Here is a 22,121-nt window from a genome sequence, read left to right as displayed (position 1 = left end):
TCCCACCACGTCGGGAGCCGGGCGCGCGGACGCGGCATGGCGGCGAGCCGGGTGGGCCCCGCGTGGGACGATGGAGCCATGCAGCTCCAGCTCGACATCTTCGGCGACGAGCCGTCGCTGTTGGGGCACACGAGCCGCATCGTCGCCCGCTCGAGCGACCGCATCGCGTGGCTGCGCGCCCGCTCGCGCGGCGTCACCGCGACCGACGCGGCGAGGCTCAGCACCTCGGCCGCCGTCGCCGCCGTCGCGCGCGAGAAGCTCGGCCTCCGCGGCTTCTCCGGCAACGCCTTCACCGACCACGGCCGCGCCCGCGAGCCGCACATCGCCCGCTGGGTGCACGACCACTTCTCGCTCGTGCCGTCGGATGCGCTCTTCCACTCCGTGCGCCAGCGCGACCACCTCGCGACGCCCGACTGCGTGAGCGACGACGGCACGGTGCTCGCCGAGATCAAGACGACCTCGAAGGCGTTCGACCGGGTGCCGAAGCAGTACCTGCGCCAGATCTGGTGGCAGCAGTACGTGCTCGGCGCCGAGCGCACCCTCTTCGTCTGGGAGCAGCACAGCCACTTCGTGCCCGTCGGCCCGCCCAGGCACGTCTGGGTCGAGCGCGACGAGGACGAGATCGCGATGCTCGTCGACCGCGCGGATCGGCTGCTCGAGCTCCTGCGCGGCTGATGCTGCTCGCGATCCACGGCCTCGGCTCCGACGCCGGCGCGATGCGCGCCTACCTCGAGGGAGCCGTGCCCGCGGGCGTGCGCGTGCTCGCGCCCGACCTGCGCGCGCACGGCGCGAGCACGCTGATCGGCGAGCCGGATCGCTTCGCGCTCGAGGCGCTCGCCGCGGAGGTGGCCGACGAGCTCGTGCGCGTCGGCGACGGCTCCCCCGTGACGATCGTCGGCGTCTCGCTCGGCGCGGCGCTCGCCGCGAGCATCGCGCGCTCCGGGCGGTTCCCGCTCGACCGCGTCGCGCTCATCCGCCCCGCCTTCACGACCGAGCCGCTGCCGCCGAACCTCGCGATCTTCCCGCTGCTCGGGCGGCTGCTCGAGGAGCACCGGCCGCAGCGGGCGCTCGACGAGCTGCACCGCTCGGGCGCCTGGCGCGCGGTCGCGCACGAGTCGCTCGCGCACGCGCGCGGCCTCGAGGCGCAGCTGACGCAGCCGCTCGCGGCCGAGCGGCGCATCCGCCTGCTCGAGATCCCGCGGAACATCGCCTACCGCCCGGGCGAGCTGCGCATCCCCGCGCCGACGGTCGTGCTCGCGAGCCCCCGCGACCCCGTGCATCCGCTGCACGTCGCCGAGGCGTGGCGCGACGAGCTGGGATGCCGGATGCTCGTCTCGCCCGCGCGGGACGACGGCGAGGCCGCGATGTACGCGTGGTTCCGGCAGCAGCTGGCGAGCTTCCTGGTGGGGATCGGCTAGTCCTCGAGGCGCGCGGCCGCCCCCACCGGCACCGCGCCGCCGCGGGACCGCGCGCGCACCGGCTCCGACGCATCCGCCGCCGCGTGCGGCAGCGTGTGCACGACCGTCACCGCGATCATCCACAGCACCCCGAGCCCCGCCGCGACGAACTCCATGGCCGAGCCGATGTCGGTGTTGCCGCGCGCGAGCGAGATGATGCCGCCGGTCGCGGCGATCACGCCGACCGCGAGCCCGCCCGCCGTCGAGAGCCGGGCGACCCAGCGGTCGCGCGCGGTGGCGAACTGCAGCATCGCGAGGCAGCCCGCGACGAACCCGAGCACCGCCGCGACGATGTGCACCCAGTCGCGCGGCTCGGCCTCCGAGCCGAGCAGCGACGGGCAGCCGGGCGAGCACGGCACGGCCGCGGCGACGAGGAAGAGCGTCGCCGCGACCACGAGCGCCGCCGACGGCGCCCACAGCCGCAGCACCGGCAGCCGGGTGCGCACGTCGCGCACCGACACGGCCACGAGCAGGATGCCGGCGATGACGAGCACGAACCCGGCCTGGAACTGCGCGGCCGAGCGCATGTGTTCGGCGCCGAGCTCGGAGATGTAGAGGTGGCGCTCGTAGATCGCGCGCGCGTCGCCGATGACGACCGCGCCCGCGACGAGGCTCGCGACGGCGAGGGCGGCGACGGCGACGTCGGCGGTCCGGGGGCGCTGGAGCACACGAGCACTGTAGCCGCGGCGGCCCTGCGGTCACATGTCGTCATCTCGACATCTGGGCGTCACACGCGTGCGCTAGCGTCGAGGCGACGTGGAGGGAAGTGCGATGCGCGCAGTGCTGGTGCGGGAGTTCGGGCCGACGGACCAGGTGGAGATCGGCGACATCGACGCTCCGCTCAAGCTCGGGACCGAGGTGCTCGTCGACGTCCACGCGGCCGGCATGAACCCGATCGACTACAAGACGGTCATCGGCAAGGGCGCCGCGAAGGCCGTCGAGCCGCTGCTGCCGTGGGTGCCGGGCGGCGACGTCGCCGGCATCGTCGCCGAGTCGCCCTACGAGGCGCACGACGTGCAGCCCGGCGACGCCGTGTACGGCATCGTCAACCACTGGCGCACCCGCGGGTCGTACGCCGAGCAGGCGATCGTGCCGAGCCTCGCGCTCGCCCCGAAGCCCGAGTCGCTCACCTTCGAGGAGGCGGCGGCGGTGCCGTGCGCGGCGCTCACCGCGTGGGACGCGGTCGTGCGCGTCGCGAAGGCGCGCGCGGGCCAGCGCATCCTCATCCACGCCGGCGCCGGCGGCGTCGGCCACTTCGCCGTGCAGTTCGCGAAGTACTTCGGCGCCCACGTCGCCACGACGGTCTCGACCCGCAACGTCGACTTCGCCAGGTCGCTCGGCGCCGACGAGGTCATCGACTACACGAGCGAGCGCTTCGAGGACGTGCTGCAGAAGGTCGACGTGGTCGTCGACCTCGTCGGCAACGTGGCCGACGAGACGGGCACGCGCTCGCTCGACGCGCTGAAGCACGGCGGGCTCTACCTCAACGTGCCGACCGGCTCCTGGCCCGACTACGCATCCGCCGCCGCCGAGCGCGGGATGCGCGCGTCGTCGGTGAAGGTCGAGGCAGACGGCTCGAACCTCGGCATCATCGGCCGCCTCATCGACGCCGGCGACGTGCGCGTCGAGGTGCAGCGCGTCTACCCGCTCGACCGCGTGCACGAGGCCTTCGGCGTGCTGCAGGGCGGGCACGTGCGGGGCAAGCTCGTGCTGCGGGTGCGCTGATCCAGCGAAGTTCCCGGCGGCAGTGCAAGATGGTCGGATGAGCGACGCGAAGAAGCCGCTGCTGGAGGTCTCCGGACTCAAGGTGGAGTTCACGACCCAGGACGGCACGGTCACGGCAGTGCACGAGGCGAGCCTCTCGCTCGCCGCGGGCGAGACGCTCGCGATCGTGGGCGAGTCGGGCTCGGGCAAGTCGACCACCGCGATGGCCGTGATCGGCCTGCTGTCGGGCAACGGCCGCGTCACGGCGGGCAGCATCCGGCTCGACGGCGAGGAGCTCGTCGGCGCGAGCGAGAGCGCCATGCGCAAGGTGCGCGGCCGCCGCATCGGGCTCGTGCCGCAGGACCCGATGTCGAACCTCAACCCGGTCGCGCGCATCGGCACGCAGGTCGCCGAGACGCTGCTCGCGCACGGGCTCGCCGACCGCCGCACCGTCGACCAGAAGGTCGTCGAGACGCTCGAGGCGGCCGGGCTGCCCGATGCCGCCGAGCGCGCGAAGTCGTACCCGCACGAGTTCTCGGGCGGCATGCGCCAGCGCGCGCTCATCGCCATCGGCCTCGCGTGCCGCCCGCAGCTGCTCATCGCCGACGAGCCCACGAGCGCGCTCGACGTGACCGTGCAGCGCACCATCCTCGACCAGCTGCAGCAGATGACCGAGGAGCTCGGCACCGCGGTGCTCCTCATCACGCACGACCTGGGGCTCGCCGCCGAGCGCGCCCAGCGCGTCGTCGTCATGCACCGCGGCCGCGTCGTCGAGCAGGGCCCGGCGAAGCAGATCCTCGAGGCGCCGCAGCACCCGTACACGCAGTCGCTCGTGAAGGCGGCGCCGTCGGTCGCGATGGCGCGGCTGCGGCCCGAGGACTTCGCGAGCCACGGCGGGGCGGATGCCTCGGAGGCGCCCGACACGATCGTCGAGTTCGAGCACGTGACCAAGGAGTTCCACGTGCGCGGCCGGCGCGAGCCCTTCAAGGCCGTCGACGACGTGTCGCTCTCGGTGCCGCGCGGGAAGACCGTCTCCATCGTCGGCGAGTCCGGCTCCGGCAAGACGACGACGGCGCGGATGCTGCTGAAGGCGTTCGAGCCGACGAGCGGCACGGTGCGCTTCGAGGGCAAGGACGTCTTCGCGCTCTCCCGCGACGAGCAGAAGGAGTTCCGCCAGCGCGTGCAGCCGGTGTTCCAGGACCCGTACTCGTCGCTCAACCCGATGTTCACGATCGAGCGCATCGTCGAGGAGCCGCTGTCGTTCTACGGCAAGGGGTCGAAGCTCGAGCGCCAGCGCCGCGTGCGCGAGCTGCTCGACCAGGTGGCCCTGCCGGCCGACATGGCGCGCCGCTACCCGTCGGAGCTCTCCGGCGGTCAGCGCCAGCGCGTCGCGATCGCCCGCGCGCTCGCCCTCTCCCCCGACGTGATCGTCTGCGACGAGCCGGTGTCGGCGCTCGACGTGCTCGTGCAGGACCAGATCCTGCGGCTGCTCGGCGACCTGCAGCGCGACCTCGGGCTCAGCTACCTCTTCATCTCGCACGACCTCGCCGTCGTGCGGCTCATCAGCGACTACGTCGCGGTGATGCAGAACGGCAGGCTCGTCGAGGCGGCCACGAGCGAGGAGATCTTCACGAACCCGCGCGACCCGTACACGCGGAGGCTCCTCGCCTCGATCCCCGGCAACGAGCTGCAGATCGCGAGCTGAGCCCCCGCAGCGGGCGCTGGCAGACCGGGGGCCGGGACGGCCCCCGGAGTTGGGCCGCTCAGCGCTTGCGGGTGCGGGGGTCCATCGCCTCGCGCAGCGCCTCGCCGAGGAGCGTGAAGCCGAGCGCGGCGATCATGATGCAGATGCCGGGCAGGAACGCGAGCCACGGCGCGATCGCGAGCTCCGCCTGCGCGTAGGTGAGCATGCGGCCCCATTCGGCCGTCTCGGGCCGCCCGCCGCCGAGGCCGAGGAACGACAGCGCCGCCGCGTCGATGACCGCGGTCGCGAGCGTGAGCGTCGCCTGCACGATCACCGGGCCCACCGAGTTCGGCAGCAGGTGCGTCATCGTGATGCGACCGGTGCCGAGGCCCAGGGTGCGGGCGGCGAGCACGTAGTCGGACCCGCGCTGCTGCAGCATCGACGAGCGCAGCAGGCGCGCGAAGATCGGCACCTGCGCGACGCCGATGGCGATCATCACCGCGAGCGGCGTGCGGCCGAGCACCGCGGCGATCGAGACCGCGAGCAGCAGGTGCGGCACCGACAGCAGGATGTCGACCACCCGCATGATGAGGGTGTCGACCCATCCGCCGAACGCGCCCGCCAGGGCGCCCAGCACCATGCCGCCGAGCAGGCCGAAGAAGGTCGAGGCCACGCCGATGAGCAGCGACGCCTGCGCGCCCCAGATGAGCTTCGAGAGCACGTCGCCGCCGAAGCGGTCGATGCCGAGCGGGAAGTCGGGCACCTCGCCCGGGCCGGGCAGGTAGGTCGGCAGCCGGAGGCCCGCGCCCGGGGTCGCGAGCTCGGGGTAGGGCGCGAGCACCGGCGCGAGCAGCGCGACGAGCACGAACAGGCTGACGACGACCGCGCCGATCCAGGCGGCGGGGTTGCGGCGCAGCCGCCGCAGCACGTCGCCCCAGAAGCTCCCGGAGCGGCGGGGCTGCCCGGCGTCGCCCTCGGGGACGGGGACGGTCGGGATCGCTTCGGCGGCGCTCACTGGATCCTCACTCTCGGGTCGATGAACGAGTAGGAGATGTCGACGAGCAGGTTGATGAGCGCGTACGACACGGCGATGAAGAGCACGAAGCCCTGCAGCACCGGGAAGTCCCGGGCGAAGATCGCGTCGGCGAGGAAGGCGCCGATGCCGGGGAAGGCGAAGACGGTCTCGGTGAGCACCGCGCCCGAGATGAGCAGGCCGGCCTGCAGGCCGATCGTCGTGACGACGGGGAGCATCGCGTTCCGCAGCACGAAGCGGTTGCGGATGACCTGCTTCGAGACGCCCTTCGCGCGGCCGGTGCGCACGTAGTCGGCGTTCACGACCTCGAGCACGGATGCGCGGGTGATGCGCACGATGATCGCGAGCGGGATCGTGGCGAGCGCGATCGCCGGCAGCAGCAGGTGCACGATCGCGTTGAGCGCCGCGTCGAGCTCGCCGGTGAGGATGCCGTCGAGCACGTAGAAGTTCGTCGCATGCGTCGCATCGACGCCTCTGCTCTGCCTGCCGGTGGAGGGCAGCCAGCCCAGCTGCACGGCGAAGACCCACTTGAGCATGAAGGCGAGGAAGAAGACCGGGATCGTGATGCCGATGAGGCTGCCCGTCACCGACAGGTGGTCGAGGAGCCTGCCGTGGTTGCGCGCGGCCCAGTAGCCGAGCGGGATGCCGATGCCGACGGCGAGGATGAGCGCCATCACCGCGAGCTCGACCGTCGCGGGGAAGCGGTTGGCGAACTCCTCGAGCACGGGCCGGCGCGTCTCGATCGAGTTGCCGAAGTCGCCCTGCAGCAGGCGGCCGAGCCAGGTGATGTACTGCTCGGGCAGCGGCCGGTTGAAGCCGTACGCCTCGTTGATGCGCTCGATCGCCTCGGGCGTCGCGCGCTCGCCGAGCAGCGCCGCGGCGGGCCCGCCGGGCAGCGCCCGCACCCAGAAGAACAGCAGCACGGTCAGGCCGAACAGGGTCGGGATCAGCAGCAGCAGGCGTCTGCCGATGGTTCTCAGCACGTGGGTCTCTCCGGGTGGGCGGTCAGGGGTCTGGCATGCGGCGCGGATGCGCGCCGTGCGTGGCGGATGCCGCGGGCCGAGACCGGCCCGCGGCATCCGGGTGATCGATGCAGGCTACTCGCTCAGCTCGATCATGTTGAACACCTCGTCGTTGACGGGGCTCGCCGGGTAGGAGGTGACCCGCGGGTCGAACGCCAGCGACGGCGCCGGGTGCGCGAGCGGCACGCCGGGCACGAACTGGGCGATCTGCTCGTTGATCTCCTCGTAGGCGGCGCCGGCCTCCTCGGGGTCGGGCAGCTGGCGGGCCTCGCTCAGCGCCGAGAACAGCTCCTCGTTCTCGAAGCCCCACTCGTTGGAGTAGCCGTTGAAGAAGACGCCGACGAAGTTGTCGGTGTCGTTGTAGTCACCGGTCCAGCCGAGCAGGTGGATGCCGTGGTCGTCGGTGCCGCGCATGCGGTCGAGGTAGTCGGTCCACTCGTCCGAGACGGGCTCGACGGTGATGCCGACCTCCTGCAGCTGCGAGGAGAGCGTCGTGAAGATGTCCTCCGGGTTCGGCATGTACGGCCGCGAGATGTTGACCGGGTAGTTGAACTGCAGCGTCAGCCCGTCCTCGAAGCCGGCCTCGGCGAGCAGCTCCTGCGCGCGCTCGGGGTCGTACTCGTAGTCGGTCACGCCGTCGTTGTAGCCGTTCACGACATCCGGGATGAACTGCGACGCGACCTCGGTGCCCTCGGGGAGCACCTGCGTCACGAGCGCCTCGCGGTCGATCGCGTGGGCGATCGCCTGGCGCACCCGGATGTCCTGCAGCTCGGGCACCGTCTGGTTGAAGCCGAGGTAGAGGATCGTGAACGGGTCGCGCTGCATCACGTTGAAGCCGGCCTCCTCGAGGGCGGCGGTGTCGGCCGGCGCGACGAGGTCGTAGCCGTCGACGTCGCCCGACTCGAGCGCCTGGCGGCGAGCGGTCGGGTCGTCGATGATGCGGAAGACGATCTCCTGCACCTGGCCCTGCTCGCCCCAGTAGTCGGGGTTGGCCGCGAGCACGACCTCCTCGCCGGGCGACCACGACTCGAACACGAACGGGCCGGTGCCCGTCGGGTGCGCCTCGCCGTACTCGCTGTACTCGGGGGCCTCCTCGGAGCCGCCCACCTCGTCGGCGCCGTACTCCTCCATCGCGGTCGGGCTCTGCATCGCGAACGCCGGGAGCGAGAGGGATGCGATGAAGCCCGAGAAGGGGCGCGTCAGGTTGATCGTCGCGGTCGTCTCGTCGTCGGCGGTGCACGACTCGTAGAGCGCGTCGTCGTCGCCGGCGAAGCCGCCGTAGAGCGAGCCGTAGTAGTACGAGAGGCTCTCGGTCGCGGTGAGGCCGGTCCAGTTGTACCAGCGGTCGAAGTTGGCGCAGACGGCCTCGGCGTCGAACGGGGTGCCGTCGTGGAACATCACGTCGCTCTTCAGTGTGAACGTGTACGACGTGCCGTCCTCGCTCGGCTCCCAGCTCTCGGCGAGCAGCGGGGCGGGGTCGGCGGTGCCCGGCTCGACGCCGACGAGGCCCTCGAAGATCTGGCGGGAGACGCGGAACGTCTCGCCGTCGGACGCGAACGCCGGGTCGAGGCCCGACGGGTCGGACGACGCGGCGAACACGAACGTCGAGTCGACGTCGCTCGGCGCGGCGGTGTCGCCGCCGTCGGTGCCGGAGTCGCGCTCGCTCTGGATGCATCCGGTGAGCACGAGCGTCAGGGCTGCGCCACCTGCGAGGCCTGCGAGCAGGCGTCGCTTCGGGGATGGGATCACGGTGCTGGACCTTTCCTCTTGGGACTGTTCGCACACCGCGCGGCTCGGCCGTGAGCGTGCGTAGGGACAACCTAGCCGCTCATAGGCGCCGCCGATGTCACGGGCGCATCACGATCCGGTTTCGCGCATCCCGGCCGGCGCCCCCGCAGACGACGAGAGCCCCGCCGAAGCGCGCGCTGGAGCTGAGGGTGGAGGCGCTTTCGCGCCTCCACTGCGACGCCAGCGCCGGCGCCCGTCTCGGGCGCCGGATACGACGAGAGCCCCGCCGAAGCGGGGCTCTCGAGGATGCGATCGGTCAGATCGAGGTGACGTCGACCGGGACGCCGGGGCCGAACGTCGTCGAGACGGTGGCCTTCTGGATGTAGCGGCCCTTCGACGACGACGGCTTGAGGCGGACGACCTCGTCGAGCGCTGCCGTGATGTTGTCGGTCAGCTGCTCCTGAGAGAACGAGGCCTTGCCGACGATGAAGTGCACGTTGGCGTGCTTGTCGACGCGGAACTCGATGCGGCCGCCCTTGATGTCGGTCACGGCCTGCGCCACGTTCGGCGTGACGGTGCCCGTCTTCGGGTTCGGCATCAGGCCGCGCGGGCCGAGCACCTTGCCGAGGCGGCCGACCTTGCCCATGAGCTCGGGGCTCGCGACGGCGGCGTCGAACTGCGTCCAGCCCGCGGCCACCTTCTCGATGAGCTCGTCGGAGCCGACCTCGTCGGCGCCGGCGGCGATGGCGGCCTCGGCGGCCGGACCCTGCGCGAAGACGATGACGCGAGCGGTCTTGCCGGTGCCGTGAGGAAGAGAAACGGTACCGCGGACCATCTGGTCTGCCTTGCGGGGGTCGACGCCGAGCTTGAGCGCGACCTCGACGGTGGAGTCGGTCTTGCTCGAGCCGGTCTCGCGGGCGAGCGCGACGGCCTCGGCGGGGGTGTACTGCTTGTCAGCCTCGATCTTCGCGGCTGCGGCCCGGTAGGCCTTGGACTTCTGTGCCATGTTCTTCTCCTGTTCCAGAGTTCGCGGTGCGCGCCTGGCAGGCGCTCCCACTGGTGAGCCGAGCGGCTCGGTCGAGGTCAGCCCTCGACGGTGATGCCCATGGAGCGGGCGGTGCCGGCGACGATCTTCTTCGCGCCCTCGATGTCGTTCGCGTTGAGGTCGGGCAGCTTCTGCTGCGCGATCTCCTCGACCTGCGCCATCGTGAGCTTGCCGACCTTCGTCGTGTGCGGGACGCCGGAGCCCTTCTTGACGCCTGCGGCCTTCTTGATGAGCTCTGCGGCCGGCGGGGTCTTGAGCACGAAGTCGAACGAGCGGTCCTCGTAGACGGTGATCTCGACCGGGATGACGTTGCCGCGCTGGTTCTCCGTCGCAGCGTTGTACGCCTTGCAGAACTCCATGATGTTGACGCCGTGCTGGCCGAGCGCCGGACCGACCGGCGGCGCGGGGTTGGCGGCGCCGGCCTGGATCTGCAGCTTGATCAGACCCGTGACCTTCTTCTTGGGTGCCATGTCTCTTCCTTCTTGGTGTGTCGCGGCCGCGCGTCCACCGACGCGCGGGACCGCATCCAGCCCTCTTGAGAGGGACTAGAGCTTGCTGACCTGACCGAAGCCGAGCTCGACCGGAGTCTCGCGCTCGAACAGGCTGACGAGCACGGTGAGCTTGCGGCTCGCCGGCTGGATCTCGCTGATCGTGCCGGGGAAGCCCGCGAACGAGCCCTCGGTGATCGTGATGGTCTCGCCCACCTCGAAGTCGACCTCGACCGCGACCTGGCTGGGCTGCTGCGAGGGCGCCGACTTCTGCTGCTCGGCGAGCTGCTCGTCGGCGATCGGCTTCAGCATCGTGAAGGCCTCGTCGAAGCGCAGCGGGGCGGGGTTGTGGGCGTTGCCGACGAAGCCGGTGACGCCGGGCGTGTGGCGGACGACCGACCAGGTGTCCTCGTCGAGCTCCATGCGCACGAGCACGTAGCCGGGGACGCGCACGCGGTTGACGCGCTTCGCCTGGCCGTTCTTCGTCTCGAGCACGTCCTCCGTGGGGACCTGGATCTCGTAGATGCCGTCGACCTGCATGTTCTCGGCACGCGAGGCGATGTTGGCCTTGACCTTCTTCTCGTAGCCGGCGTACGAGTGGATGACGTACCAGCGGCCGGGCTTCAGGCGCAGCTCGCGCTTGAACTCCTCGTACGGGTCGGCCTCCGGCTCGGCCGGCTTCTCGTCGGCAGGGACGAGGTCGTCGAGCGCCTTGTTCAGCTCGATGTCGAGGTCGTTGACGTCAGACACAGTCCACCTTCTCCTTCACGTCTCGGTCGGGCTCAGCCCGCGAGGCCGAACGGCGGGATGTCACCGAAGATCCACCCGGCCAGGCCGTAGAACACGGTGTCGAAGGCGACCACCAGCAGCATCATCAGCACGACGAACACCAGCACGACGAGCGTGTAGCGGACCAGCTCCTTGCGGGTCGGGGTGACGACCTTGCGGAGCTCGACCAGGACTTCCTTGAGGAAGGTCCACAGGCGCACGAACGGGTTGCGAGACGCACCCTCGCGCGTGCGGGGTGCCTCCTCGATCGCGTTCTCAGCCACGGTGACCCTTCGTTCGTTCGGCCCGGCGAATGCCGAGGCCCATCAGGCGCCCTCACGGGCGCCTCGAGCAGGGCGGACAGGACTCGAACCTGCAACCTGCGGTTTTGGAGACCGCTGCGCTACCAATTGCGCCACCGCCCTGGGCGGGTGGAGTGCCATGCGCGCCGGCCCCGGCAAGGGCATGCGACATCATGGCGGTCGTCAACCACCAAGGGAACAGCATACGGGGACGGGGCGCGTGCTGTCCACTTCGCCGCCCGGCGCACGCGCGCCGCCGTAGGCTTGGTGCCGTGAACCGCATCGCCGCGCGCATCGCCGCCATCAACGAATCCGCGACCCTGAAGGTCGACGCGAAGGCCAAGGCACTCAAGGCCGCCGGCCGCGACGTGATCTCCTACGCCGCGGGCGAGCCCGACTTCGCCACGCCCCCGAACATCGTCGAGGCCGCGCAGCGCGCGCTCGCCGACCCGAGGAACTACCGGTACACGCCGGCCCCCGGCCTGCCGGAGCTGCGCGAGGCGATCGCCGCGAAGACCGCGCGCGACTCGGGCCTCGAGGTCGAGGCGAGCCAGACACTCGTCACGAACGGCGGCAAGCAGTCGGTCTACCAGGCGTTCCAGACGATCCTCGACCCGGGCGACGAGGTGCTCGTGCCGACCCCGTACTGGACGACGTACCCCGAGGCGATCGCCCTCACCGGCGGCGTGCAGGTCGACGTCTTCGCCGGCGCCGACCAGGGCTACCTCGTCACCGTCGACCAGCTCGAGGCCGCCCGCACGGGCCGCACCAAGGCGCTGCTCATGGTGAGCCCCTCGAACCCGACCGGCGCCGTCTACCCGCCCGAGCGCATCGGCGAGATCGCCGAGTGGGCCGACGCCAACGGGCTGTGGGTCATCAGCGACGAGATCTACCAGAACCTCGTCTACGACGCCGAGCGCGCCGTCTCGGTCGTCGAGGCCGTGCCCTCGCTCGCCGACCGCACGATCCTCGTGAACGGCGTCGCGAAGACCTACGCCATGACCGGCTGGCGCGTGGGCTGGATGGTCGGCCCGGCCGACGTCATCAAGGCCGCCGGCAACCTGCAGTCGCACCTGACGAGCAACGTCAACAACGTCGCGCAGCGCGGCGCCCTCGAGGCGCTCACCGGCCCGCAGGACGCGGTCGCCGACATGCTCGCCGCCTTCGACCGCCGCCGCCAGACGATCGTCCGCGAGCTCTCGCGCATCCCCGGCGTCTCGGTGCCGACGCCGAAGGGCGCGTTCTACGCGTACGCGGATGTCTCGGGGCTGCTGGGCAGGGAGTGGGGCGGCACGACGCCCACGACGAGCCTCGAGCTCGCCGACCTCATGCTCGAGCAGGCGGATGTCGCCGCGGTCCCGGGCGAGGCGTTCGGGCCCTCCGGCTACCTGCGCTTCTCGTACGCGCTCGGCGACGACGCGCTGCTCGAGGGCGTGCAGCGGCTGCAGCGGCTCTTCGGCGCCTGACCCGGCGCCTCGCGCCCGGCCGCCCGACGTCCGGCGCCGCTCCGCCGATGGGGGGGATGACGGCGCGCCCGAACAGGGCCAGCCTGGAGCCATGCAGCACGCACCAGCGGTCGTCGCGGACGGCCTGACCAAGCGCTACGGCGCGCGCACCGTCGTCGACGACGTCTCGTTCGAGATCGCCGAGGGCGAGGCCTTCGCGCTGCTCGGCCCGAACGGCGCCGGCAAGTCGACGACCGTCGAGATGCTCGAGGGCTTCCGCGTGCCCACCTCCGGCACCGCGCGCGTGCTCGGCGCCGACCCGCAGCGCGCCGACCGCGACTGGCGCAGCCGCATCGGCGTCGTGCTGCAGCCGACCGGGCAGGCGGGTGCGCTCACGGTGCGCGAGATGCTCACCCACCTCGCGCGCGTGTTCCCGAACGCCCGCGACGTCGACGAGACGATCGAGGCGGTGGGGCTCGCCGAGCACGCGTCGCGGCGCATCGGAAGCCGCTCGGGCGGCCAGCAGCGCCGCGTCGACGTGGCGCTCGGCATCATCGGCCGGCCCGAGGTGCTCTTCCTCGACGAGCCCACCACCGGCTTCGACCCGCAGGCCCGCCGCGCCTTCTGGCAGCTCATCCGCGACGTCGCCGCCGACGGCACCACGATCCTGCTCACGACCCACTACCTCGAGGAGGCCGAGCAGCTCGCGCATCGCGCCGGCATCATCGCCGACGGCCGGCTGCTCGCGCTCGACGAGGTCGACCGCATCGGCGGCGCCGAGTCGCGCACCCCCGTCGTGCGGTGGACGGATGCGTCGGGCCGCCACGAGGTGCGCACGCGCGAGCCGGCGTCGGTGGTGCGGTCGCTCCCCGGCGAGCCGACCGACCTCGAGGTCATCCGCCCCTCGCTCGAGGACGTCTACCTGAGCCTCATCGGCGCCGTCGAGGCCGAGGAGGCCGCAGCATGACCGCCACCGCTCCCGCTCCGCCGCGCCGGGGCATCCGCCCCGGTCACGTGCTGCGGTGCGCCGCCGACCGCGTGCGCATCGAGCTGCTGCAGTACTTCCGCCGCAGCGACGCGCTCGTCTTCACGTTCCTGTTCCCGGTGCTGCTCTTCGCGATCTTCGCGAGCGCGTTCGGCGCCCTGCCGCCGATGATCGAGCTCGAGGGCCAGCAGGTGACGCAGCCGCAGTACTACCTGCCCGCCATGCTCGCCGCGGGCGTGTTCCTCTCGGGCGTGCAGAACCTCGGCATCGAGATCGCGGTCGAGCGCAACGACGGCACGCTGCAGCGGCTCGCCGCGACGCCGCTGCCCGTGCTGTCGTACTTCCTCGGCAAGCTCGGGCAGCTGCTCGTGACGTCGCTCGCGCAGGCGGGGCTGCTGCTCGCGGTCGCGGTGGGCGTGTTCGGCATCGAGCTGCCGACGGAGCCGGAGCGCTGGCTGACGCTCGCCTGGGTCTTCTTCGCCGCGCTCATCTGCTTCGCGGTGCTGGGCGTCGTGATCGCCCAGATCCCGCGCACCGTCAACAGCGCATCCGCCGTGGTGATCCCGCTCGCGCTGCTGCTGCAGTTCATCTCGGGCATCTACCTCGCCTTCCCGGCGCTGCCGGAGTGGCTGCAGACGATCGCGAACCTCTTCCCGCTCGCGTGGGTCGGGCACGGCATGCGCTACGCGCTGCTGCCCGACATCGGCCGGTACATGGAGGTCGGCGAGGCGTGGAACCTGCCGATGGTCGCGCTCGTGCTCGGCATCTGGGCGGTCGTCGGCACGGTCGTCGCGGCCGTCACCTTCCGCTGGATCCGGCGCAGCTGAGCCCGCCCCGGCCGCAGGCTAGATGTGCTGCGCGTACGACTTGTAGCGCTGCAGCAGGGCCGCCCAGTCGAGGTGGCCCGCGCGGTCGCCCGCGTTGCTCTCGTTCCAGCCGTGGTGCGAGAAGCGCACGTGCGTGCCGCCGTGCGGCAGGTCGGCGAACTCGACGGTGACGGTCGTGTGGTCGCCCTCGTGGAACAGGTGGAACGTGTGCTCGAAGCGCTCGCCCGGGACGGCATCCGTGACCGTGCCCCACTCGCGCTCGCGCCCGTCGCGGTTGCGCTCGACGATGCGGCCGCCGACGTGCGGGTCGACCTCGATGTGGTCGAGGCCGGAGCCGCTCGTGGTCCAGCCCGCGTGCCACCAGTCGGTCATGCCGTGCACGTAGGCGTCCCAGGCTCTGGCCCGGCTCACCGCCACGTCGAGCTCGTGCTCGATCGGTGCCGTGCCGTGCCCTGCCGCGGGCTGCGCGACGTCGTGCTCATCCATGCTGTCCCCCACCGTGTCGACTCTCGACTCTCGCACGTGGCGGGCGGTCGATCAAGCGAGCGGGACGAAGCGCTCCTCGCCGTCGAGCTCCTCGAACAGGGTCAGCGTGAGGTCGGCGGGCGCCTCGAGCCGCGCGTTCAGCGAGCGCCACGGCGTCTCGACGGGCTCCGCCACGACGGTGGCGCCGGCGCCCTCGAGCCGCCGGGTGGCGCCCTGCGCGTCGGCGACCTCGAAGGCGACGCGGATGCGGGGGCTCGGCCGGCCGCCGGCCTCGATGCGGTCGATCATGCGCTTCTGCGCGGAGTTGGCGAGCTCGAGCGTGGCCCTGCCCGCGTCGAGGATCGCGACGCGCGCGTCGCCGTCGCCCTCGAAGGCGGCGAGCTCGGGCAGGCCGAGCGCGTCGCGGTAGAACGCGAGCGCGGCTTCGAAGTCCTCGGCCTCGACGACGAGGCGCAGCTGCACGGGTGCATCGGTCATGCCGGGTGCAACGCCCTCGGGCGAGCGCCATTCCGCCGTCAGAGCGTCAGCCCCACCATCACGGGCTCGGGCACGAGGTGCACGCCGAACTGGTTCTCGACGCGCGCCTGCACGAAGCGGGCGAGCTCGGCGATCTCCTCGCCGGTCGCGCCGCCGCGGTTCGTGAGCGCGAGCGTGTGCTTCGACGAGATCGCCGCGCGCGATCCGGGAAGCGAGAAGCCGCGCGAGATGCCGGAGTGCTCGATGAGCCAGGCGGCCGAGAGCTTCACGCGCGGCACGGGCCGCTCGAGCGACGGCACAAGCGTGTCGGCGTCGAGCGGCAGCACGGTGGCCTGCGGCTCGGGCGAGACCGACCAGCTCGGTAGCTCCTTCGGCAGCTGCGAGGCGAAGCGGGCCGAGACGATGGGGTTGGTGAAGAACGAGCCGGCGCTCACGGAGTCGGGGTCCTCCGAGAGCACCATGCCCTTCGAGCCGCGGAGCGCCAGCACCGAGTCACGCACGTCGGTGAGCGGCACGCGCGTGCCGAGCTCGACGCCGAGCGCCGTCGCGAGCTGCTGGTAGGCCACCGGCTGGCTGCGGCCGTCGGGCGAGCGGCGCAGGCGCAGGTCGACCGACAGCACGACGCCCTGCAGGATGCCGCGCTTGATGGCGGAGTCGCGGTAGCCGAGCCGCAGCTCGGAGGCCGGCACCTCGCGCACCTCGAGCGTCTCCGCCTCGAGCAGCTCGATGCCGACGAGCGTCGACGCGATCTCCTGCCCGTAGGCGCCGATGTTCTGGATCGGGGCTGCGCCCGTCGACCCGGGGATGCCGCTCAGCGCCTCGATGCCGGTGAGGCCGTCTGCGACCGCGCGCGCGACGACCTCGTCCCACGGCTCCCCCGCCTCGATGCGCAGCACGACCGAGTCGTCGACGGGCGGCTCCTCGCCGGCCGGGCGGTGCGGCGTCGGTGCCGCGGGCAGCGTGCGGATGCCGCGGGTCGCGACCCGGAGCACGGTGCCCTCGAAGGGCTCGGACGACGCGACCGTGTTGGAGCCGCCGCCGAGCAGCAGCAGCGGCTCGTGGTCGTCGGCGAGCGCCTCGGCGTAGGCCGCCGCGACCTCCTCGCGCGTCGCCGCGTCGATCCAGCGCTGCGCCTCGCCGCCGACCCGCATCGTGGTCGCCTCGGCGAGCGTGCGGCTGCTCATCGGTCCGTCGCCACGACGACCTGCGCCTTGCCGAGCACCGTGCGGCCCTCGGCCGTCACCGTGAGGTCGATGCGCGCCGTGCCCTCGCCGAGCTGGCCGACCGCGGCGACGACGTGCAGCTGCGCGCCCGCCTCCGGGTCGACGACCACCGGCCGGGTGAAGCGCACCTGGTAGTCGAGGATGCGCGCGGGGCCGGCCCAGTCGACGACCGGCTGCACCGCCGCGCCCATCGTCAGCATCCCGTGCGCGAGCACGCCGGGCAGCCCGACGGCGGCGGCGACGTCGTCGCGGTAGTGGATGGGGTTGAAGTCGCCGGAGGCGCCCGCGTAGCGCACGAGCGAGTCGCGGGTGAGGTGCAGGTCGCGCTCGGCGACGACCTGCCCGATCTCGAGCTGCTCCATCGTCACTCCCCCCGCACCACGAGCGTCGACGTGGCCGTGACCACGTGCCGGCCCCGCGCATCCGTGATGACGCTCTCGCTCGTCACCATGTCGTTGCCGCCGAGCGACTTGACGCTCGTGACGGTGAGCTGCGCCGAGAGCTCGTCGCCGGCCACGATCGGCCGCGACGCGGTGAAGCGCTGGTCACCGTGCACGACGCGCGTGAAGTCGACGCCGGCGCTGTCGTCGTCGAGCAGCTGCCGCAGGGTGAGCTCCTGGATGACGATCGGGAACGTGGGCGGCGCGACGACGTCGGCGTGGCCGGCGGCGCGGGCGGCCTCGACGTCGAGGTGCTCGGGGTGCGCGGCCTGCACGGCGCGCGCGAACTCGCGCACCTTCTCGCGGCCGACCAGGTAGGGGGCCGTGGGCGGATACTGCCTGCCCTGGATCTCGGGGTTCACTGGCACCCGGCCAGTCTAGGCAGAGCGGCGCTCCTCCCAGAGGGCGGCGACGTGGCTCGCGTCGGTGCCGCAGCAGCCGCCGATCACCGACAGGCCGGGCAGGCGCTCGCGGAGCGCGTCGTGCCCGCGCCGCAGCTCGTCGATGTCGCCGGCGTCGAGGCGGGTCGCGCGGTCGAGCTCGGCGTGGGTGCGGGTCGACGCGTTGCACCGCACGCTCGCGATGCGTCCGAGCCAGGCGCCGCCCTCCCCCAGCCCGCGGAGGACGTGCTGCGGATGCGCGCAGTTGACCATGTAGTGCACGGTGTCGGTCTCGGCGTCGACGAGCTCGATCGCCTCGCGCAGCGGCATGCCGCCGCGGAGCCGGCCGTCCTCCTCCACGGTGAAGCCGATGACCGCCGGCAGCCCGTGGAAGAAGGCGGCGCGGGCGATGCCGATCGCCTCGCCGGGGTCGGAGAGCGTGAAGCCGGTCACGAGGTGCGCGCCGCCCTCGGCGAAGGCGCCGATCTGCGGCTCGTGGTACGTGTGCGCGTCGTCGGGGTCGACGGGCGGGATGTCGGCGTACGCGTCGGCGCGCGGGCCGATCGCGCCGCTGACGAGCACGTCGCGGATGTCGGCGTAGCGCTCGCGCAGCGCCAGCAGGTGGTGCACCGCCAGCACGTTGACGTCGTAGAGCGCGCGCCGGTCGTCGCCGAGCCTCGCGCCCCAGTCGGCGCTCGCCCGCCAGGTGGGCGTCTCGAGCAGGAGCCCGGCCCCGTGGGCCCGTGCCACCGCGGCGTAGCCGTCGTAGTAGTCGTCGAGCACCGCGCGCCCGCGCTCGGTGCGCAGCAGCGGGTAGGCGGCGAACTCACGCAGCCGCTCGCCGCGGTTGTAGATGAGGTCGGTCTCGAGCCCGCCGTCGGTGACGAACGGATGCGCCGGGCTCGGCCAGGCGAGGCCGGCGCGCACGGGCACGCGGTGGTGGTGGTGCGAGGGCTTCGCGGCGATGGTGGGAGCCATGGACCGGGGCGCGAGCTCGGCCATCGGGGGCCTCCTCGGTCGAGAGGTGCGAGCGGGCTCGCCCGCGGGTAGCAGACTACTCGGTCTGGTACGGTCCGTCCATGCCTCGGGACGGCTCCTCCAACCGCCAGCGCATCCTCGACGCCGCCGAGCGGCTCGTGCTGCGCCGCGGCTTCTCCGGCACCGCGCTCGACGAGGTGATCGGCGCGGCCGGCACCAGCAAGGGCGCGTTCTTCCACCACTTCCCGTCGAAGCGGGAGCTCGCGCGCACGCTGCTCGACCGCCACGCCGACCACCTCGTCGCCCTGCTGCTGCGCGCCCACGACCGCACCGCATCCGTCGACGATCCCGTGGAGCGCGTGGACGCGTTCCTCGCGGAGCTCGAGCGCGCCGCAGCGCGCCCGGGCTCGCTCGCCGCGTCGGCGCTCGCCGAGCACGAGCTGCTGGGCGCCGCGGCGGTCGCGCCCGTGCAGCGCGCCGCCCAGGCTTCTCGCGCGGTCGTGCTCGGGCTGCTGCGCGCGGCGGCGGCCGCACGCCCAGCGGCGCACCTCGATGCGGAGGCGTGGGCCGACCACGTGTTCGTGACCCTCGAGGGCGCGCAGCTCCTGGCGCGCGCCACCGGCGGCACGGAGCACCTGCGCGAGCAGCTCGGTGTGCTGCGCACCGCCGTCGCCGCGGTGCTCGCGAGCGGGCCGTCGGCGCCCGGGGGCGTCGCGGAGCAGCTCAGCGCGCGAAGAGCGAGCGGGCGAGCGGCGCCGTGAGCGCCGCGACCGTCACCGCCATGAGCGCGCCCGCCACGACGTAGAGCGCGACCACGAGCAGCACCGGGCTCGACTCGTCCACGAACGGCGACGGCGCCGCGGTCCACAGGATGGCCACGAGCCAGGCGCCCATGCTGATCGGCACCCACCGGCCCGCGCCGGGGCGGCGCAGCACGAGCCACTGCGCGACCGGGATGGTCGCGAGCAGCACGACGCCGCCCACGACCAGCAGCACGACCGTCCACGGCCCCTCCGGCAGCCCCACCGTGCTCGGCAGCATGCCGAGCAGCCACGCGAGCGACGCCGCCGCCGCGGTCGCGCCGACCCAGGCGGCCCGTCGCGGCCGGTCGCGCTCCATCGCCGCGTGCTGGCCGGTCGCGAGCGCCGCGCCCTCGACCGCGCCCGCGGCGACGAGCAGCACCAGCCGCTCGGCGTCGCCGAGGCGCAGCGCCTCGGCGAGCACGCCCGCGGCGGCCGCGACCGCGAAGCCGCAGGCCTCGCCGATCGAGACCCAGGCGATCCACCGTCGCACGAAGCGCGAGCGCATGCCCCGAGGCTAGCCAGCGAGCGGCGCCGGGGACAGCGAAGGGGACCGGGCCGATGGCCCGATCCCCTTCCGACTGGCGGTAGCGAGGGCGGGGTTCGAACCCGCGACCTCACGATTATGAGTCGTGCGCTCTCACCAACTGAGCTACCCCGCCAGGACGCCCACCCAAGCACGAAGCATCAAGCGAACGCGAGCCCCGAGCGAGGATTGAACTCGCGACCCCTTCCTTACCATGGAAGTGCTCTACCACTGAGCTATCGGGGCGCTGCCTCGTAGGCAACCGGAAAATCATAGCACCGCGCGCGGGCCCCTCGACACCTGCCGGGGCGGGGCCGGCGCCGGTCAGTCCTCGTGCAGCGTGTCCTTGCTCCAGGCGGCGGTGAGCGTCGGCGCGGCCGGCTCGCCGTGCGCGAGCGCGGCGTCCTGCGAGGCGTTCTCGTCGAGCAGCGCCAGCAGCTCCCGCTCCTCCTCGTCGTCGGTGCGCGGCACCTCGACACCCGGGAGCGACCACGCGGCGAACGAGGGCCCGGAGCCGGTGAGGCGCAGGCCGCCGAAGCCGAAGGTGCTCGCTCCGCCGTCGCCGAACAGCGGCGCCGGCTCGCCCTCGAGGCTCAGCACGCCCTCCTCGACGACCACGTCGTAGAAGCCGCGCGCGGCGACGCACAGCACGCTCGACTCGGCGCTCTCGCGCACCCAGACGAGCACCTCCTCGCCCACGTGGACCCAGCGCATCCCCCCGCCCCGCAGCGCCGGCTGGTCGGCGCGCAGCGCGAGCAGCTCGCGGTGCAGGGCGATCGTGCCGGCGTGCTCGTCGAGCGTCGCCCAGGGCATCGGGGTGCGGGAGTCCTCGCCGTTGACGCCGGTGAGGCCCAGCTCGTCGCCGGCCCACACCACCGGGATGCCCGGCAGCGACACCGCCATGCCGAGCGCAACGGGCACGGCACCGGGGAGCGCGTTCGTCGCGAAGCGGGGCGTGTCGTGCGTGTCGAGCGCGTTCATGTTGTGCAGCCGCGTGCGCCACGGGATGCCCGCGACGAAGCGCTGGTGCTGCGCGTGCAGGTCGACGCCGGTGTACGACGGGATCACCGAGCGCGCCATGCCGAGGCCCCCGAACGCCGCGGAGCCCGGCACCGACAGCCAGCCCCACACGGGCCGCGTGAAGTTGGCGTAGGTCATCGCGCCGTGCCACGCGTCGCCCTGGAAGTCGTCGGTCGCGTCGTTCGTCGACTCGCCGAGCAGCAGGGTGTCGGGGTTGATGTCGAGCATCGTGCGCCGGATGATCTGGCGCACCTCGGCGTTGAGGTCGTCGCCCTCGTAGCGGCCGGTCATGTTGGCCACATCGATGCGCCACCCGTCGAGCGAGAACGGCGGGCGCAGCCACCGCCCCACCACCGAGTCGGGGCCCTCGATGAAGCGGTCGCGCAGCTCCTGGCTGTTCCAGTTGAGCTTCGGCAGCGAGGCGTGGCCGAGCCACGAGGCGTAGGTGCCGCCCTCATGGAAGTAGTAGAACTCCCGCTCCGGCGCATCCTCCGACGCCGCGGCGGCGCGGAACCACGCGTGGGTGTCGCCCGTGTGGTTGCTGGTGAGGTCGCCCATCACCTTCAGGCCGCGCGCGTGGGCCGCCTCGACGAGCGAGACGAGCGCCTCGTCGCCGCCGAGCAGCGGGTCGACGACGTCGAAGGTGGATGCGTTGTACCGGTGGTTGGAGTCGCCCGGGAAGACGGGGGTCAGGTACAGCACCGTCGCGCCCAGGTCGACGAGGTGGTCGAGGTGCGCCTCGACGCCCGGCAGGTCGCCGCCGTAGAGCTGCTCGGAGACGCCCGGGCCGGAGCCGACCACCGGGTCGTCCCAGGCCGCCGCGACCGCCCACGCGGGCGTGGGGTGCTCGTCGGCCTGCGCCGAGCGCGCGAACCGGTCGGGAAACACCTGGTAGAGCACCGCATCCGTCGCCCACGCCGGCGGCGGCTCGTGCGCGACGAGCGCGAAGTCGGCGTCGTCGCGCGTCTCGATGCGGTGCACGCCCTCCTGGTTGATCCAGTCGGTCTGCCCCGACTGCCAGTGCACGAGCCAGCGGTAGCGGTGCACGGGGTTCGCGACCCGGATCTCGGCCTCCCACCAGTGGTAGGCGCCCGCGGTCCCGATGTGCACGGCCTTGTTGAAGAACGGCTCGCGGTCGGGGTTCGACCGCACGAGCACCTCGAGCGGCTCGTCGTGGGCGATCGGGATGCGCAGGCGCACCCGCACCGTGTCGCCGAGCGAGGGCGTCAGGGTCGAGACGTGGAGGGCGGAGCCGTCGTGGTGGGGCTGGAGCACCCGACCACGCTAGGGCACGCGTCGAGCT

23 protein-coding genes, 3 tRNA genes and 1 pseudogene are annotated in these 22,121 nt (G+C 72.7%); 8 read left to right on the top strand and 19 right to left on the bottom strand.

From position 1 onward, the window contains the following. Nucleotides 1-78: 78 nt before the first annotated feature. Together FQ330_RS12965 and FQ330_RS12960 are read left to right on the top strand one after the other, a co-directional pair. Nucleotides 79-675: a YqaJ viral recombinase family protein gene (locus FQ330_RS12965; protein WP_146358142.1), complete on the top strand. Its 597-nt coding sequence runs from the start codon at nucleotides 79-81 to the stop codon at nucleotides 673-675. Further along, nucleotides 675-1,418: an alpha/beta fold hydrolase gene (locus tag FQ330_RS12960; protein WP_146358140.1), complete on the top strand. Its 744-nt coding sequence runs from the start codon at nucleotides 675-677 to the stop codon at nucleotides 1,416-1,418. The genes FQ330_RS12965 and FQ330_RS12960 overlap by 1 nt, the downstream gene beginning before the upstream one ends. Here the strand turns inward: FQ330_RS12960 and FQ330_RS12955 are convergent. Further along, nucleotides 1,415-2,125, bottom strand: coding sequence for a DUF998 domain-containing protein (locus FQ330_RS12955; protein WP_146358138.1), 711 nt, complete (start codon nucleotides 2,123-2,125; stop codon nucleotides 1,415-1,417). The genes FQ330_RS12960 and FQ330_RS12955 overlap by 4 nt on opposite strands. Before the next feature lie 103 nt (nucleotides 2,126-2,228). On the opposite strand from FQ330_RS12955, the gene FQ330_RS12950 reads away from it, so the two are divergent. Then, nucleotides 2,229-3,182 carry an NADP-dependent oxidoreductase gene (locus FQ330_RS12950; protein ID WP_146358136.1) on the top strand — a complete coding sequence of 318 codons (954 nt, stop codon included), beginning with the start codon at nucleotides 2,229-2,231 and terminating at the stop codon, nucleotides 3,180-3,182. A gap of 37 nt (nucleotides 3,183-3,219) precedes the next feature. After that, nucleotides 3,220-4,866 (top strand): ABC transporter ATP-binding protein, encoded by a 1,647-nt coding sequence (locus tag FQ330_RS12945; protein ID WP_146358134.1) that lies wholly within the window; start codon nucleotides 3,220-3,222, stop codon nucleotides 4,864-4,866. Nucleotides 4,867-4,924: 58 nt separating this feature from the next. Here FQ330_RS12945 and FQ330_RS12940 read toward each other — a convergent pair whose 3' ends face one another. The 8 genes and pseudogenes from FQ330_RS12940 to FQ330_RS12905 all read right to left on the bottom strand — a co-directional run bounded on the left by FQ330_RS12940 (nucleotide 4,925) and on the right by FQ330_RS12905 (nucleotide 11,354). Then, nucleotides 4,925-5,842, bottom strand: a complete 918-nt coding sequence (locus FQ330_RS12940) for an ABC transporter permease (protein ID WP_225792878.1) — start codon at nucleotides 5,840-5,842, stop codon at nucleotides 4,925-4,927. A 14-nt stretch (nucleotides 5,843-5,856) separates the two neighbouring features. Further along, nucleotides 5,857-6,861: an ABC transporter permease gene (locus FQ330_RS12935; protein ID WP_128188374.1), complete on the bottom strand. Its 1,005-nt coding sequence runs from the start codon at nucleotides 6,859-6,861 to the stop codon at nucleotides 5,857-5,859. Nucleotides 6,862-6,975: 114 nt separating this feature from the next. After that, nucleotides 6,976-8,649: an ABC transporter substrate-binding protein gene (locus FQ330_RS12930; protein WP_146358130.1), complete on the bottom strand. Its 1,674-nt coding sequence runs from the start codon at nucleotides 8,647-8,649 to the stop codon at nucleotides 6,976-6,978. Between the two features lie 295 nt (nucleotides 8,650-8,944). Next, the gene (rplA, locus tag FQ330_RS12925; protein ID WP_128188376.1) at nucleotides 8,945-9,634 is read right to left on the bottom strand and encodes a 50S ribosomal protein L1; all 690 of its coding nucleotides are present in this window, start codon (nucleotides 9,632-9,634) and stop codon (nucleotides 8,945-8,947) included. A gap of 77 nt (nucleotides 9,635-9,711) precedes the next feature. Further along, nucleotides 9,712-10,143, bottom strand: coding sequence for a 50S ribosomal protein L11 (gene rplK, locus FQ330_RS12920; RefSeq protein WP_128188377.1), 432 nt, complete (start codon nucleotides 10,141-10,143; stop codon nucleotides 9,712-9,714). A 75-nt stretch (nucleotides 10,144-10,218) separates the two neighbouring features. Next, nucleotides 10,219-10,824 (bottom strand): annotated as a pseudogene (gene nusG / locus FQ330_RS12915) (transcription termination/antitermination protein NusG); the annotation flags it as partial. Nucleotides 10,825-10,943: 119 nt separating this feature from the next. Beyond that, entirely contained in the window at nucleotides 10,944-11,213 is a 270-nt protein-coding gene (gene secE / locus FQ330_RS12910; RefSeq protein WP_128188379.1) for a preprotein translocase subunit SecE, read from the bottom strand. 68 nt (nucleotides 11,214-11,281) lie between these two features. After that, nucleotides 11,282-11,354, bottom strand: a tRNA-Trp gene (locus tag FQ330_RS12905). Between the two features lie 149 nt (nucleotides 11,355-11,503). On the opposite strand from FQ330_RS12905, the gene FQ330_RS12900 reads away from it, so the two are divergent. The 3 genes from FQ330_RS12900 to FQ330_RS12890 all read left to right on the top strand — a co-directional run bounded on the left by FQ330_RS12900 (nucleotide 11,504) and on the right by FQ330_RS12890 (nucleotide 14,488). After that, entirely contained in the window at nucleotides 11,504-12,697 is a 1,194-nt protein-coding gene (locus FQ330_RS12900; RefSeq protein ID WP_225792874.1) for a pyridoxal phosphate-dependent aminotransferase, read from the top strand. A 91-nt stretch (nucleotides 12,698-12,788) separates the two neighbouring features. Next, nucleotides 12,789-13,643, top strand: a complete 855-nt coding sequence (locus FQ330_RS12895) for an ABC transporter ATP-binding protein (RefSeq protein ID WP_146358124.1) — start codon at nucleotides 12,789-12,791, stop codon at nucleotides 13,641-13,643. Further along, nucleotides 13,640-14,488: an ABC transporter permease gene (locus FQ330_RS12890; protein ID WP_146358122.1), complete on the top strand. Its 849-nt coding sequence runs from the start codon at nucleotides 13,640-13,642 to the stop codon at nucleotides 14,486-14,488. The genes FQ330_RS12895 and FQ330_RS12890 overlap by 4 nt, the downstream gene beginning before the upstream one ends. Nucleotides 14,489-14,506: 18 nt before the next feature. Here FQ330_RS12890 and FQ330_RS12885 read toward each other — a convergent pair whose 3' ends face one another. From FQ330_RS12885 to FQ330_RS12860, 6 genes are read right to left on the bottom strand one after another with little or no spacing between them, the layout of a single operon-like run. After that, nucleotides 14,507-14,974: an SRPBCC domain-containing protein gene (locus FQ330_RS12885; RefSeq protein ID WP_146358120.1), complete on the bottom strand. Its 468-nt coding sequence runs from the start codon at nucleotides 14,972-14,974 to the stop codon at nucleotides 14,507-14,509. 51 nt (nucleotides 14,975-15,025) lie between these two features. Further along, nucleotides 15,026-15,451, bottom strand: a complete 426-nt coding sequence (locus FQ330_RS12880) for a VOC family protein (RefSeq protein WP_146358118.1) — start codon at nucleotides 15,449-15,451, stop codon at nucleotides 15,026-15,028. 38 nt (nucleotides 15,452-15,489) lie between these two features. Next, a complete protein-coding gene (locus FQ330_RS12875; protein ID WP_146358116.1) occupies nucleotides 15,490-16,635 on the bottom strand; it encodes a UDP-N-acetylmuramate dehydrogenase in 1,146 nt (381 codons plus the stop codon). Further along, entirely contained in the window at nucleotides 16,632-17,036 is a 405-nt protein-coding gene (locus FQ330_RS12870; RefSeq protein ID WP_146358114.1) for a MaoC/PaaZ C-terminal domain-containing protein, read from the bottom strand. The genes FQ330_RS12875 and FQ330_RS12870 overlap by 4 nt, the downstream gene beginning before the upstream one ends. Before the next feature lie 2 nt (nucleotides 17,037-17,038). Then, the gene (locus FQ330_RS12865) at nucleotides 17,039-17,482 is read right to left on the bottom strand and encodes a MaoC family dehydratase N-terminal domain-containing protein (protein WP_146358112.1); all 444 of its coding nucleotides are present in this window, start codon (nucleotides 17,480-17,482) and stop codon (nucleotides 17,039-17,041) included. Between the two features lie 9 nt (nucleotides 17,483-17,491). Next, entirely contained in the window at nucleotides 17,492-18,496 is a 1,005-nt protein-coding gene (locus FQ330_RS12860) for a homocysteine S-methyltransferase family protein (protein ID WP_225792873.1), read from the bottom strand. A 77-nt stretch (nucleotides 18,497-18,573) separates the two neighbouring features. Between FQ330_RS12860 and FQ330_RS12855 the strand changes: the two genes are divergently transcribed. Next, complete coding sequence (locus FQ330_RS12855) at nucleotides 18,574-19,233, top strand: TetR/AcrR family transcriptional regulator (protein WP_128188388.1); 660 nt, start codon at nucleotides 18,574-18,576, stop codon at nucleotides 19,231-19,233. Here FQ330_RS12855 and FQ330_RS12850 read toward each other — a convergent pair. The 4 genes from FQ330_RS12850 to FQ330_RS12835 form a co-directional block, all read right to left on the bottom strand. Next, on the bottom strand, nucleotides 19,196-19,780 hold the full coding sequence (locus FQ330_RS12850; RefSeq protein ID WP_146358110.1) for a hypothetical protein: 585 nt from the start codon (nucleotides 19,778-19,780) through the stop codon (nucleotides 19,196-19,198). The two genes, FQ330_RS12855 and FQ330_RS12850, sit on opposite strands and share 38 nt — an antisense overlap. A gap of 80 nt (nucleotides 19,781-19,860) precedes the next feature. Further along, nucleotides 19,861-19,934, bottom strand: a tRNA-Met gene (locus FQ330_RS12845). Between the two features lie 38 nt (nucleotides 19,935-19,972). Continuing rightward, nucleotides 19,973-20,044 (bottom strand) — tRNA-Thr (locus tag FQ330_RS12840). Nucleotides 20,045-20,122: 78 nt separating this feature from the next. Beyond that, entirely contained in the window at nucleotides 20,123-22,093 is a 1,971-nt protein-coding gene (locus tag FQ330_RS12835) for a glycoside hydrolase family 13 protein (RefSeq protein ID WP_128188390.1), read from the bottom strand. Nucleotides 22,094-22,121: the final 28 nt, after the last annotated feature.

It is taken from the genome of Agrococcus sediminis, assembly GCF_007923295.1.
Lineage (GTDB): Bacteria > Actinomycetota > Actinomycetes > Actinomycetales > Microbacteriaceae > Agrococcus > Agrococcus sediminis.
The sequence above is the reverse complement of the archived record's forward strand: the minus strand, read 5'-3'. Positions and strand labels throughout refer to the sequence as shown.

Excerpts from the sequence above, each read along its gene's own strand:
- FQ330_RS12960 (WP_146358140.1), top strand. The coding sequence starts at position 675 with ATGCTGCTCGCGATCCACGGCCTCGGCTCCGACGCCGGCGCGATGCGC.
- FQ330_RS12965 (WP_146358142.1), top strand. The coding sequence starts at position 79 with ATGCAGCTCCAGCTCGACATCTTCGGCGACGAGCCGTCGCTGTTGGGG.
- FQ330_RS12945 (WP_146358134.1), top strand. The coding sequence starts at position 3,220 with ATGAGCGACGCGAAGAAGCCGCTGCTGGAGGTCTCCGGACTCAAGGTG.
- FQ330_RS12890 (WP_146358122.1), top strand. The coding sequence starts at position 13,640 with ATGACCGCCACCGCTCCCGCTCCGCCGCGCCGGGGCATCCGCCCCGGT.
- FQ330_RS12895 (WP_146358124.1), top strand. The coding sequence starts at position 12,789 with ATGCAGCACGCACCAGCGGTCGTCGCGGACGGCCTGACCAAGCGCTAC.
- FQ330_RS12875 (WP_146358116.1), bottom strand. The coding sequence starts at position 16,635 with ATGAGCAGCCGCACGCTCGCCGAGGCGACCACGATGCGGGTCGGCGGC.
- FQ330_RS12860 (WP_225792873.1), bottom strand. The coding sequence starts at position 18,496 with ATGGCCGAGCTCGCGCCCCGGTCCATGGCTCCCACCATCGCCGCGAAG.
- FQ330_RS12850 (WP_146358110.1), bottom strand. The coding sequence starts at position 19,780 with ATGCGCTCGCGCTTCGTGCGACGGTGGATCGCCTGGGTCTCGATCGGC.
- FQ330_RS12870 (WP_146358114.1), bottom strand. The coding sequence starts at position 17,036 with ATGGAGCAGCTCGAGATCGGGCAGGTCGTCGCCGAGCGCGACCTGCAC.
- rplK (WP_128188377.1), bottom strand. The coding sequence starts at position 10,143 with ATGGCACCCAAGAAGAAGGTCACGGGTCTGATCAAGCTGCAGATCCAG.
- FQ330_RS12855 (WP_128188388.1), top strand. The coding sequence starts at position 18,574 with ATGCCTCGGGACGGCTCCTCCAACCGCCAGCGCATCCTCGACGCCGCC.
- rplA (WP_128188376.1), bottom strand. The coding sequence starts at position 9,634 with ATGGCACAGAAGTCCAAGGCCTACCGGGCCGCAGCCGCGAAGATCGAG.
- FQ330_RS12885 (WP_146358120.1), bottom strand. The coding sequence starts at position 14,974 with ATGGATGAGCACGACGTCGCGCAGCCCGCGGCAGGGCACGGCACGGCA.
- FQ330_RS12880 (WP_146358118.1), bottom strand. The coding sequence starts at position 15,451 with ATGACCGATGCACCCGTGCAGCTGCGCCTCGTCGTCGAGGCCGAGGAC.
- FQ330_RS12950 (WP_146358136.1), top strand. The coding sequence starts at position 2,229 with ATGCGCGCAGTGCTGGTGCGGGAGTTCGGGCCGACGGACCAGGTGGAG.